Below are 11675 nucleotides of genomic sequence, written 5' to 3'. Positions count from 1 at the left end.
ATGTCGAGATGGCTTTTGCCGACATCGATTCCGGCACAGATCATGCTATTATCGGTCATCTTCGTCGTCCCTGTCTTGGATACGAACCCCAAGGTTCCTGCAACCACACGGGCCTGATGAAGAGCCGGTTGCGATCCTGCTCCCCACAGCCCCGAATGGCTGAGAAGGTGACGATCCGACAACCAGCTGCCGGGCGGGTGGCCACCCGCCCGGCAGAAACAACTATCTCATATTTTGATCATCCAAGAAGGTGCCGGCAGGCGGATGAGGGGGCTACAAACTCGGCGGTTGCCCAAAAGTCCCCTCCCCAACCCCTCCCCACAAGGGGGAGGGGCTTCCGTGCGGCAATCGCTCGGCAGAAGGACATCCTATCAATTGATGCGAAGGTAGAAGGCGAACGCTCAGCGTCGCCACAGGCTAGCCCCTCCCCCTTGTGGGGAGGGGTTGGGGAGGGGTCTTTGCCCCACCCACCAATCACATATGGATCGGCTTGAAGAACGCCGCCAGCGCCGCTTCCTTTACCGCTTCCGACATGGTCGGGTGGGCGTGGCAGGTGCGGCCGAGGTCTTCGGCGGAGCCGCCGAATTCCATCAGGACGGCGATCTCGTGGATCATTTCGCCGGCGCCGAAGCCGACGATGTGGCCGCCGAGGACGCGGTCGGTGGTCTTGTCCGAGAGGATCTTCACGAAACCATCGGTCGCCAGCATGGCGCGCGCGCGGCCGTTTGCCGTGAACGGGAACTTGCCGACCTTGTAGGCGACGCCTGCAGCCTTCAGCTCTTCCTCGGTCTTGCCGACGGAGGCGACTTCGGGCTGCGTGTAGACGACGCTCGGGATGACGTCGTAATTCACGTGGCCATGCTGGCCGGCGAGGATTTCAGCGAGCGCTACGCCTTCGTCTTCAGCCTTGTGCGCCAGCATCGGGCCCTTCACCACGTCGCCGATCGCGTAGATGCCGGCAACGTTGGTGCAGAAGTGACCGTCGATCTCGACGCGGCCGCGATTGTCGAGCGCAACGCCCGCTTCTTCGAGACCGAGGCCAGCCGTGTAGGGAATGCGGCCGGTGGAGATCAGCACGACATCGGCTTCGACCGTCTGCGCGGCGCCGCCGGCGACCGGCTCGAAGGTCACCTTCGCGCCCTTGCCACCCTTTTCGACGCCGGTGACCTTGGAGCTCAGGTTGATGTCGACGCCCTGCTTAGCGAGCATGCGCTGGAACTGCTTGGAGACGTCGGCATCCATCGCGCCGAGAATCTTGTCGAGATATTCGATGACGGTGACCTTGGCGCCGAGGCGCGACCACACAGAGCCGAGCTCGAGGCCGATAACGCCGCCGCCGACGACGATCATCGTCTCAGGCACCTTGTCGAGCGCGATCGCGCCGGTGGAGGACACGATCACCTTCTCGTCGATGTCGACCTTCACGCCAGGGATGCCGGCAACGTCGGAGCCGGTGGCGATGACGATGTTCTTGCCTTCGATCTCCTGGACCTTGCCGTCCTCGGCCGTAACCGCGACCTTACCAGCCGAGACGATCTTGCCGGTGCCGATGAAGCTGTCGATCTTGTTCTTCTTGAACAGGAAGGCGACGCCGTCGACGTTCGACTTCACGGTGGCGTCCTTATGGGCCATCATCTTGTCGAGGTTCAGCTTCGGCGCCGCGACCTCGATGCCGAGCGCGTCCATGCCGTGGCCGGCCTGATGGAACATTTCCGACGCGTGCAGCAGCGCCTTGGAGGGAATGCAGCCGACATTGAGGCAGGTGCCGCCGAAGGTGGCGCGCTTTTCGACAACGGCGACCTTGAGGCCGAGCTGGGCCGCCTTGATGGCAGCGACATAGCCGCCGGGGCCGGTTCCGATAACGATCACATCATAGGACATTGTTGCTTTTCCTTTTCGTTATTTGCTTAGTCCGCCGCGCGGGCGAGCGCGAGACGGAAGCCGAAGCCGACCAGAGCGGCGCCGGTAATGCGGTTGAACCATTTGCCGCTGGCGATGAAACGATCGCGCACGGCCTTGACGGTGAAGAAGGTGGAGACGGCGGCAAACCAGGCGACCAGCGCGGTCGCCATGCCGATGCCGTAGCTGAACTGGATGAGGCCGGGCGTGTCGTGATGAACGAGCGTCGAAAACAGCGACAGGAAGAACAGCACCGGCTTCGGGTTCAGCGCATTGGTGATGAAGCCCATGCCGAGGCAGCGCAGCGCCGAGATCGGCTTGCGATCCTCTTCGCTTACATTGATGTCGGCCACGTTGAAGCCCGGCGCGCGAAACGACTTGATGCCGAGATAGACGAGGTAGGCGACACCCGCCCACTTGATCATCGCAAACAGCATCAGCGACTGCGACACGATCAGCCCCAGGCCGAGGATCGTGTAGCTGATGTGAAAGAGCAGCGAGAAGCCCATGCCGATGCCGGTCATGATCGCGGCGCGGCGGCCATGCACGATGCTCTGGCGCAGGATCACCGCAAAATCGGCGCCCGGCACGACGATGAAGATAGAGAAGACGGCCATCAGGCCGAGAAATTCGAGAACATACTGCATGCTCATACCGCCCTTGAAATGATGAACCCGATCATCGGCCGCCACTTACATTGAGGATCGCGCCGGTGACATAGGATGCCTCTTTGGATAGCAGATAAAGCACCGCGTCGGCGATCTCTTCCGCCGTGCCGGCGCGCTGCATCGGAATGCTCGGCGCCATGTCGCGCGCTCTGTCAGGCAGGCCGCCGGAAGCGTGGATTTCGGTGTCGATGACCCCAGGCCGCACCGCGTTGACGCGCACGCCCTCGGTCGCCACTTCGCGGGCGAGGCCGATGGTGAAGGTGTCGATCGCGGCCTTGGAGGCGGCGTAGTCGACATATTGCGACGGCGAGCCGATGATCGCGGCCATCGAGGAGATATTGACGATCGCCCCGCCCTTGCCGCCATGTTTGGTCGACATGCGGCGCACGGCTTCGGCCGCGCAAAGGATCGAGCCGGTAATGTTGATGCGCATCATCCGTTCGATGCGCGCCACCGACATCTCGTCGATACGCGCCGGCGCATCGACGATGCCGGCATTGTTGGCAAGCCCGTCCAGCCGACCGAAGTGGCGGTCGATGGCTTCGAACATCTGCGTGATATCGGAGGCCTCGCCGACATCGCCCTTGATCGCGATGGCATCCCCGCCGCCGGCCTTGATCCTGGCCACGACCTCATCGGCCGCAGCCTTGTTGGCGGCATAGTTCACGGCGACGCGCCAGCCCTTGGCGGCGGCCAGCAATGAGATCGCAGCCCCGATGCCGCGGCTGCCGCCGGTCACGAGAAGAACGGGTTGGTCACTCATGACGCACATTCCTTGAAGTCGAGCACATCCCAGGGCGCGACCGATGCCTTGCCCTTGCCCCAGATCGACGAGGCGCGAATGGCTGGGCCGATGCCGGGGAAGACGATCTTGTCGGCCGCCTGCCCGGCTTCCGGCTGCAGGTTGTCGAGCGTGCCCTTGGCATCGATGCTGTAGACCATGCCCTGCCAGATCGTGCAGGCCTCGAGATCGGCCCCCGTCGCATCGCCGTCAGGGCACTTGAACATGACCATCGCAAGCGACCGCGCCGGATCCTCCGACGGCATGACATAGCCGTCGAGCGTAAGCGGCGTCTTCAAAACCGTGACCGTGAAGCGATTGCTGGCGGCGGCCGCGGCTGACGCGATCGGCGTGAAGCGCAGCTCATAAGCGCCGTCGCGATCGGTATAGACCGCATTGGCCTGCTTGCACTCCGCCGCCATCAGCGGCTGGGCGCCAAGGGTGGAGGCGAGCAGGAGCGCAGCCGCACGCGCCACGGAGCGGCCGGAAGCGGACGTAGCATTCGATGAGCGGAAGGCGGGTTTCAGCGACATCAGGTGTTCCGGTGCTGAGGCGAAAAGGGCCGCTCGCGCGGCCCTGTCGGTCTCTTAGAGATCGAGAACGAGGCGTTCCGGATCTTCCAGGCTTTCCTTGACGCGCACGAGGAAGGTAACGGCTTCCTTGCCGTCGACGATACGGTGGTCGTAGGAGAGCGCGAGATACATCATCGGACGGATGACGATCTGGCCGCCGACGACGACGGGACGGTCCTGGATCTTGTGCATGCCGAGAATGCCCGACTGCGGCGCGTTCAGGATCGGCGAGGACATCAGCGAACCGTAGACGCCACCATTGGTGATGGTGAACGTGCCGCCCTGCATGTCTGCCATCGACAGCGAACCGTCGCGAGCCGACTTGGCGAGACGGCCGAGGTCCTTTTCGATCTCGGCGATCGACATCTGGTCGGCATCGCGGATGATCGGAACGACCAGGCCCTTGTCGGTGCCGACGGCCATGCCGACGTGGCAGTAGTTCTTGTAGATGATGTCGGTGCCGTCGATTTCGGCGTTGACAGCCGGCAGTTCCTTCAGCGCGTGGGTGACGGCCTTGGTGAAGAAGCCCATGAAGCCGAGCTTCACGCCGTGCTTCTTTTCAAACACGTCCTTGTACTTGGCGCGCAGCGCCATCACGGCGCTCATGTCCACCTCGTTGTAGGTGGTGAGCATGGCGGCGGTGTTCTGGGCGTCCTTCAGGCGCTTGGCGATCGTCTGGCGCAGGCGCGTCATCTTCACGCGCTCTTCGCGGCCGGCATCCTCGACCGTCGACGGGCCGCGTGCGGCGGCAGGGGCTGCCGGAGCAGCAGCGGCAGGAGCCGCAATGCCCTTGGCGACGGCGGCGATCACGTCGCCCTTCAGAACCTGGCCGCGCTTGCCGGAACCATCGACCTGATCGGCCGAGAGGTTGTTTTCAGCGAGCATCTTCGAAGCGGCCGGTGCCGGCGGCATCGAGGAAGCGGCAGCGGCAACCGGTGCGGCAGCGGCAGGAGCCGGCTCGGCGGCCTTGGCGGGGGCGGCAGCGGCAGCCGGAGCAGCAGCGGCGGCACCAGCGCTTGCAGCGATCTGGCCGAGCAGCGCGTCAAGACCGACGGTTTCGCCTGCCTGTGCGACGATTTCGGAGAGTACGCCGGCAGCCGGTGCCGGAACTTCGATGGTCACCTTGTCGGTTTCAAGCTCCACCAGCGGCTCGTCGGCCTTGATGACATCGCCGACCTTCTTGAACCAGGTGCCGACGGTTGCCTCGCTGACGGATTCACCGAGAGTTGGAACGCGGATTTCTGTGGCCATTGTTCAAATCCTGAATTTTGATCTTTGTGATGTTTGACGGCGTTCCGGCGCGAGCGGCCGGGATCTGAATTAATGCGGAGAGGAAACGCGGCGCGCTCCCTCCCCGATCTCATTCTCGTTAGCCGCCGAGCGCGTCCTCGAGGAACGCGGCGAGCTGTGCCAGATGCTTGGACATCAGGCCGGTTGCGGGCGATGCCGCGGCCGGACGTCCGGTGTAGCGAACGCGCTGGTACTTCGCATCGATATGGGCAAGCACCCATTCCAGATACGGGTCGATGAACGACCATGCACCCATGTTCTTCGGCTCTTCCTGGCACCAGACCATTTCCGCGTTGCGGAAGCGGGAGAGCTCGTTGATGAGCGCCTTGGCCGGGAACGGATAGAGCTGCTCGACGCGCAGCAGGTAGACATCGTCGATCCCGCGCTTTTCGCGCTCTTCGAGCAGGTCGTAATAGACCTTGCCGGTGCAGAGCACGACGCGACGGATCTTGGCGTCCTTCTGCAGCTTGATCGGACCGTCCTTGATGACCTCGGCATCGTCCCAGAGGAGACGGTGGAACGAGGTCTCGCCGGCCATTTCGGCCAGGCCCGATACGGCGCGCTTGTGGCGCAGCAGCGACTTCGGCGTCATCAGGATCAGCGGCTTGCGGAAGTCGCGCTTCACCTGGCGGCGCAGGATGTGGAAGTAGTTCGCCGGCGTCGTGACGTTGGCGACCTGCATGTTGTCTTCCGCGCAAAGCTGCAGGAATCGCTCGAGGCGGGCCGAAGAGTGCTCCGGACCCTGACCTTCATAGCCGTGCGGCAGCAGGCAGACGAGGCCGGACATGCGCAGCCACTTGCGTTCGCCCGACGAGATGAACTGGTCGAACACGACCTGCGCACCGTTGGCGAAGTCGCCGAACTGGGCTTCCCAGAGCGTCAGCGCGTTCGGGCGGGCCAGCGAGTAGCCGTATTCGAAGCCGAGAACGGCTTCTTCCGACAGCATCGAGTTGATGACTTCGTAGCGCGACTGGGTCGCCGACAGGTTGGCGAGCGGGATATAGCGCTCTTCCGTTTCCTGATCGTAGAGAACCGAGTGACGCTGCGAGAAGGTGCCGCGTTCGCAATCCTGGCCCGAGAGACGGATCTTGTGGCCTTCGGTGACGAGCCCGCCGAACGCCAGCGCTTCCGCCGTTGCCCAGTCGATGCCTTCGCCAGTCGAGATCATGTTGGCGCGGTTTTCCATGAAGCGCTGGATCGTGCGGTGCGCATGGAAGCCTTCCGGGATTTCGGACAGCTTGCGGCCGATTTCCTTCAGCTGCTTCATCGGCACGGCGGTCTTGCCGCGACGCTGCTCGTCGGCATTATCTGCCGTGCGCAGGCCCGACCACTCGCCGTCAAGCCAGTCGGCCTTGTTCGGCTTGTAGTGCTGGCCGGCCTCGAACTCCTGCTCGAGATGCGCGCGCCAGTCGGCCTTCATCTTCTCGACTTCGCCTTCGGTCAGCACGCCCTCGGAAACGAGGCGCTCGCTGTAGAGCTGCAGAACGCTCTTGTGGGCGCGGATGACCTTGTACATCTTCGGCTGCGTGAAGGACGGCTCGTCGCCTTCATTGTGGCCGTAGCGGCGGTAGCAGAACATGTCGAGCACGACAGGCTTGTGGAACTTCATGCGAAATTCCATGGCAACCTTGGCGCCGTAAACCACAGCTTCCGGATCGTCGCCGTTGACGTGCAGGATCGGCGCTTCGATCATCTTGGCGACGTCGGACGGATAGGGCGACGAACGCGAGAAGGCCGGGTTCGTGGTGAAGCCGATCTGGTTGTTGATGATGACGTGCATCGTGCCGGCAACGCGGTGGCCGCGCAGACCGGAGAGGCCGAGAATTTCGGCAATCACGCCCTGGCCGGCGAAAGCGGCATCGCCGTGGATGAGAAGCGGCAGAACCTTGGCGCGCTCCGACAGCGGAATGATGTCGCCGTCCCAGACGGTGGCGCTCATGTCCTGCTTGGCGCGGGCCTTGCCCATGACGACCGGGTCGACGATTTCAAGGTGCGACGGGTTGGCCGTCAGCGACACGTGAACCTTGTTGCCGTCGAACTCGCGGTCCGAGGAGGCGCCGAGGTGGTACTTCACGTCGCCGGAACCTTCGACTTCGTCAGGCGCGTAGGAGCCGCCCTTGAACTCGTGGAAGATGGCGCGGTGCGGTTTGCCCATGACCTGGGAAAGCACGTTCAGGCGGCCGCGGTGGGCCATGCCGAACACGGCTTCCTTGAGGCCGAGATGGCCGCCGCGCTTCAGGATCTGCTCGAGCGCCGGGATCAGCGATTCACCGCCGTCGAGGCCGAAACGCTTGGTGCCCTTGAATTTGACGTCGAGGAACTGCTCGTAGCCTTCGGCTTCGATGATCTTCGACAGGATCGCCTTCTTGCCTTCGTTGGTGAAGGCAACGCCCTTATCAGGACCTTCGATCCGTTCCTGGATCCAGGCCTTTTCCTCGGGGTTCGAAATGTGCATGAACTCGACGCCGATCGTCGAGCAGTAGGTGCGCTCGAGAATCTCGATCATCTCGCGAACGGTGGCGTATTCCAGGCCGAGCACGTTATCGATGAAGATCTTGCGGTCGTAGTCGGCTTCGGAGAAACCGTAGTTTTCCGGCGACAGTTCCTTGTAGTCTTCAACGGGAGCCGCGATGCCGAGCGGGTCGAGCTTGGCGTGCAGGTGGCCGCGCATCCGGTAGGCGCGGATCATCATGATGGCGCGTACGCTGTCGCGCGTCGCCTGCAGGATGTCTGCGCCTTCGGTCGGCTTGCCGGCCGCTTCAGCCTTGGCCTTGACCTTGGTCTCAACGACCTTCTCGATCACGCCCCAGTCGCCGTCGAGCGCCGAAACGAGGTCGCCGCTGGCCTGCATCGGCCAGTTTTTCTTGCGCCAGGATGCGCCCTTGGCGGCCCGCTTCACATCATCAGGATTGTCTTCCAGCGCCTTGAAGAAGGCGCGCCATTCTTCGTTGACCGATGCCGGGTCGTCCTCGTAGCGCGCATAGAGCTGCTCGATGTAAGCAGCGTTGGCGCCATCCAGGAACGAGGTGATCTGAAACTGCTCGTTGGCTTCTTGCCGTGCCATGGTGTTACGCGGACGCTTCCGCCCGCCTCCTGACTTTGTGATTTGCCGATCCCATCGACCGGCTGCCGCATCTTCATGTTCAGCCGCCTGTCCGCGGCTCAGTCTTGGTTCGAACCGGGCAGCACGCAAAGCGCATCCTGCCCGGTGTATAGATTGGCTTAGCCCTTGAGGACTTCAACCAGCGTCGTGCCGAGGCGTGCCGGCGAAGGCGAAACCTTGATGCCGGCTGCTTCCATGGCAGCGATCTTGGATTCCGCATCGCCCTTGCCGCCGGAAACGACAGCGCCGGCGTGGCCCATGGTGCGGCCCTTCGGAGCCGTACGGCCCGCGATGAAGCCGGCCATCGGCTTCTTGCGGCCCTTCTTGGCTTCGTCGATCAGGAACTGTGCTGCGTCTTCTTCAGCCGAACCGCCGATTTCGCCGATCATGATGATCGAGGTCGTGGCTTCGTCGGCCAGGAACATCTCGAGCACGTCAATGAACTCGGTGCCCTTGACCGGGTCGCCGCCGATGCCGACAGCCGTCGTCTGGCCGAGGCCTTCGTTCGACGTCTGGAAAACGGCTTCGTAGGTCAGCGTGCCGGAGCGCGAAACGATACCGACCGAACCCTTGCGGAAGATCGAGCCCGGCATGATGCCGATCTTGCATTCTTCCGGCGTCAGGATACCCGGGCAGTTGGGCCCAAGCAGGCGCGACTTGGAGCGGTCGAGGCGAGCCTTGACGCGAACCATGTCCATGACAGGGATACCCTCGGTGATGCAGGTGATGAACGGGATCTCAGCGTCGATCGCCTCGATGATCGCATCAGCGGCACCAGCCGGCGGAACGTAGATGACCGAAGCGTCGGCACCGGTGCGTTCCTTGGCTTCGGCGACCGAAGCGAAGATCGGCAGGCTTTCGCCCTTCGAGCCGGTCCAGGTTTCGCCACCCTTCTTCGGGTGGATACCGCCGACCATCTGCGTACCGTAATAGGCGAGCGCCTGTTCGGTGTGGAAAGTACCGGTCTTGCCGGTCAGGCCCTGAACGAGAACCTTGGTATTCTTGTTTACGAGAATAGACATCTATCAGGTCCTCAAATTAGGCGTTGATCGCCGCGACGATCTTCTTGGCGGCATCGTCGAGATCGTCAGCTGCCGTGATCGCGAGACCGGATTCGTTGAGGATCTTCTTGCCGAGTTCGACATTGGTGCCTTCGAGGCGAACGACGAGCGGAACCTTGAGACCGACTTCCTGAACCGCAGCGACAACGCCTTCGGCGATGACGTCGCACTTCATGATGCCGCCGAAGATGTTGACGAGGATGCCCTCGACCTTCGGGTCAGCCGTGATGATCTTGAAGGCAGCCGCGACCTTCTCCTTGCCGGCGCCACCGCCGACGTCGCAGAAGTTAGCCGGCTCCTTGCCGTAGAGCTTGATGATATCCATCGTCGCCATGGCGAGACCGGCGCCGTTGACCATGCAGCCGATGTTGCCGTCGAGAGCAACGTAGGCGAGGTCCCACTTGGAGGCTTCGATTTCCTTGGCGTCTTCTTCGGTCTCGTCGCGCAGCGCCTTGACGTCGTCATGGCGGAACAGCGCGTTGCCGTCGAAAGACATCTTGGCGTCGAGAACGCGCAGATGACCGTCCTTCATGACGATCAGCGGGTTGACTTCGAGGAGCGCCATGTCCTTTTCGCCGAACGCCTTGTAGAGCGCCGGGAACAGCGACTTGGCGTCTTCGGCGGCAGCGCCGGAAAGTTCCAGAGCCTTGACGATCTTGGCGACGTCGTCAGCCGTTACACCCGTTTCCGGGTTGATGGCGATGGTGTGGATCTTCTCGGGCGTGTCGTGGGCAACAGCTTCGATGTCCATGCCGCCTTCGGTCGAAACCACGAAGGCAACCTGACCGACCGAACGGTCGACCAGCAGCGAGCAATAGAGTTCGCGCTCGATGTCGGCACCGTCTTCGATGTAGAGACGGTTGACCTGCTTGCCGGCTTCGCCCGTCTGCGCTGTTACCAGCGTGTTGCCGAGCATTTCCTTGGCGTGAGCGACGACTTCGTCGATCGACTTGGCAAGGCGAACGCCGCCCTTTGCGTCGGGGCCGAGTTCCTTGAACTTGCCCTTGCCGCGGCCGCCAGCGTGGATCTGGCTCTTGACCACGTAGAGCGGGCCCGGCAGCGACTTGGCAGCGGCTTCGGCCTCCTCAACCTTGAGGATCGGCACGCCCTTGGCGACCGGCGCACCATAGCCCTTGAGCAGAGCCTTGGCCTGATATTCATGAATGTTCATGGATCTATTCCTGTTTGGATTGCGTCAGCGGTCGGTCGGCTTATTTCAGCGACGGCGCGATGTTGATGCAGGCTTCGCACAGGCCGGCGACAGCGGCGACGGACTTGTCGAAGGCTTCCTTTTCGGCCTTGTTCAGGTCGATCTCGATGATGCGCTCGACGCCACCGGCACCGATGATGGTGGGAACGCCGACATACATGTCCTTGACGCCGTACTGGCCGGAGAGCTGCGCTGCGCAAGGCAGGACGCGCTTCTTGTCCTTGAGGTAGGATTCAGCCATTTCGATCGCCGAAGCGGCCGGTGCGTAGTAGGCCGAGCCGGTCTTGAGCAGACCAACGATTTCGGCGCCGCCATCACGGGTGCGCTGGATGATTTCTTCGAGGCGCTCCTTGGTGACCCAACCCATGGTGACGAGGTCGGTGAGCGGGATGCCGCCAACGGTGGAGTAACGTGCGAGCGGCACCATCGTGTCGCCGTGGCCGCCGAGAACGAAAGCGGTGACATCCTGTACGGAAACGTTGAATTCCTTGGAGAGGAACAGGCGGAAGCGCGAACTGTCCAGAACGCCGGCCATGCCGACGACCTTGTTGGCCGGAAGGCCGGAAAACTTCTGCAGCGCCCAGACCATGGCGTCGAGCGGGTTGGTGATGCAGATCACGAAGGCGTTCGGGGCATACTTCTTGATGCCGGCGCCGACCTGTTCCATGACCTTGAGGTTGATGCCGAGCAGGTCGTCGCGGCTCATGCCCGGCTTGCGGGCGACGCCGGCGGTGACGATGCAGACGTCTGCGCCTTCGATTGCGGAGTAGTCGCTTGCGCCGGTCAGGTTGGCATCGAAGCCTTCAACCGGCGAGGACTGCGCGATGTCGAGGCCCTTACCCTGCGGGATGCCGTCGGCGATATCGAAGAGAACGATGTCACCCAGCTCCTTGAGGCCGGCGAGATGCGCCAGCGTGCCACCAATCATGCCAGAACCAATGAGAGCGATTTTGTTACGCGCCATTTCGGTGTTTCCTTTGCGACCAAAATTCGTCGGGCGACGCACTGAGGGGCTGCGCCCAATTGCCGCAATCGGATAGACCTTAAGGCTGAAATTGGCAACCTATTATTTTTGGTGGAGGAATTTCAAT

At 62.7% G+C, this 11675-nt stretch carries 9 protein-coding genes; all 9 read right to left on the bottom strand.

The features are described from left to right. Nucleotides 1-474: 474 nt before the first annotated feature. The 9 genes from lpdA to mdh all read right to left on the bottom strand — a co-directional run bounded on the left by lpdA (nt 475) and on the right by mdh (nt 11548). Entirely contained in the window at nt 475-1881 is a 1407-nt protein-coding gene (gene lpdA, locus D460_RS0130045) for a dihydrolipoyl dehydrogenase (protein ID WP_018902325.1), read from the bottom strand. A gap of 26 nt (nt 1882-1907) precedes the next feature. Next, on the bottom strand, nt 1908-2546 hold the full coding sequence (locus D460_RS0130040; RefSeq protein WP_026283705.1) for a LysE family transporter: 639 nt from the start codon (nt 2544-2546) through the stop codon (nt 1908-1910). 31 nt (nt 2547-2577) lie between these two features. Continuing rightward, nucleotides 2578-3330 carry an SDR family oxidoreductase gene (locus D460_RS0130035; RefSeq protein WP_018902323.1) on the bottom strand — a complete coding sequence of 251 codons (753 nt, stop codon included), beginning with the start codon at nt 3328-3330 and terminating at the stop codon, nt 2578-2580. After that, on the bottom strand, nt 3327-3770 hold the full coding sequence (locus D460_RS0130030) for a hypothetical protein (protein ID WP_245267843.1): 444 nt from the start codon (nt 3768-3770) through the stop codon (nt 3327-3329). Before D460_RS0130030 ends, D460_RS0130035 begins: the two co-directional genes overlap by 4 nt. A gap of 165 nt (nt 3771-3935) precedes the next feature. Beyond that, nucleotides 3936-5171 (bottom strand): 2-oxoglutarate dehydrogenase complex dihydrolipoyllysine-residue succinyltransferase, encoded by a 1236-nt coding sequence (gene odhB / locus D460_RS0130025; protein WP_018902321.1) that lies wholly within the window; start codon nt 5169-5171, stop codon nt 3936-3938. A 118-nt stretch (nt 5172-5289) separates the two neighbouring features. Next, complete coding sequence (locus tag D460_RS0130020; RefSeq protein WP_018902320.1) at nt 5290-8274, bottom strand: 2-oxoglutarate dehydrogenase E1 component; 2985 nt, start codon at nt 8272-8274, stop codon at nt 5290-5292. A 158-nt stretch (nt 8275-8432) separates the two neighbouring features. Further along, nucleotides 8433-9335, bottom strand: a complete 903-nt coding sequence (gene sucD, locus D460_RS0130015) for a succinate--CoA ligase subunit alpha (protein WP_018902319.1) — start codon at nt 9333-9335, stop codon at nt 8433-8435. Nucleotides 9336-9351: 16 nt separating this feature from the next. Further along, complete coding sequence (sucC, locus tag D460_RS0130010; protein WP_018902318.1) at nt 9352-10545, bottom strand: ADP-forming succinate--CoA ligase subunit beta; 1194 nt, start codon at nt 10543-10545, stop codon at nt 9352-9354. A 40-nt stretch (nt 10546-10585) separates the two neighbouring features. Next, nucleotides 10586-11548 carry a malate dehydrogenase gene (gene mdh / locus D460_RS0130005; RefSeq protein WP_018902317.1) on the bottom strand — a complete coding sequence of 321 codons (963 nt, stop codon included), beginning with the start codon at nt 11546-11548 and terminating at the stop codon, nt 10586-10588. Nucleotides 11549-11675: the final 127 nt, after the last annotated feature.

The organism is Rhizobium sp. 2MFCol3.1 (genome assembly GCF_000377565.1).
Taxonomy (GTDB): Bacteria; Pseudomonadota; Alphaproteobacteria; order Rhizobiales; family Rhizobiaceae; genus Rhizobium.
The sequence above is the reverse complement of the archived record's forward strand: the minus strand, read 5'-3'. Positions and strand labels throughout refer to the sequence as shown.

Coding starts and splice junctions, on each gene's coding strand:
- lpdA (WP_018902325.1), bottom strand. CDS start 1,881: ATGTCCTATGATGTGATCGTTATCGGAACCGGCCCCGGCGGCTATGTC.
- D460_RS0130040 (WP_026283705.1), bottom strand. CDS start 2,546: ATGCAGTATGTTCTCGAATTTCTCGGCCTGATGGCCGTCTTCTCTATC.
- D460_RS0130035 (WP_018902323.1), bottom strand. CDS start 3,330: ATGAGTGACCAACCCGTTCTTCTCGTGACCGGCGGCAGCCGCGGCATC.
- D460_RS0130030 (WP_245267843.1), bottom strand. CDS start 3,770: ATGGCGGCGGAGTGCAAGCAGGCCAATGCGGTCTATACCGATCGCGAC.
- odhB (WP_018902321.1), bottom strand. CDS start 5,171: ATGGCCACAGAAATCCGCGTTCCAACTCTCGGTGAATCCGTCAGCGAG.
- D460_RS0130020 (WP_018902320.1), bottom strand. CDS start 8,274: ATGGCACGGCAAGAAGCCAACGAGCAGTTTCAGATCACCTCGTTCCTG.
- sucD (WP_018902319.1), bottom strand. CDS start 9,335: ATGTCTATTCTCGTAAACAAGAATACCAAGGTTCTCGTTCAGGGCCTG.
- sucC (WP_018902318.1), bottom strand. CDS start 10,545: ATGAACATTCATGAATATCAGGCCAAGGCTCTGCTCAAGGGCTATGGT.
- mdh (WP_018902317.1), bottom strand. CDS start 11,548: ATGGCGCGTAACAAAATCGCTCTCATTGGTTCTGGCATGATTGGTGGC.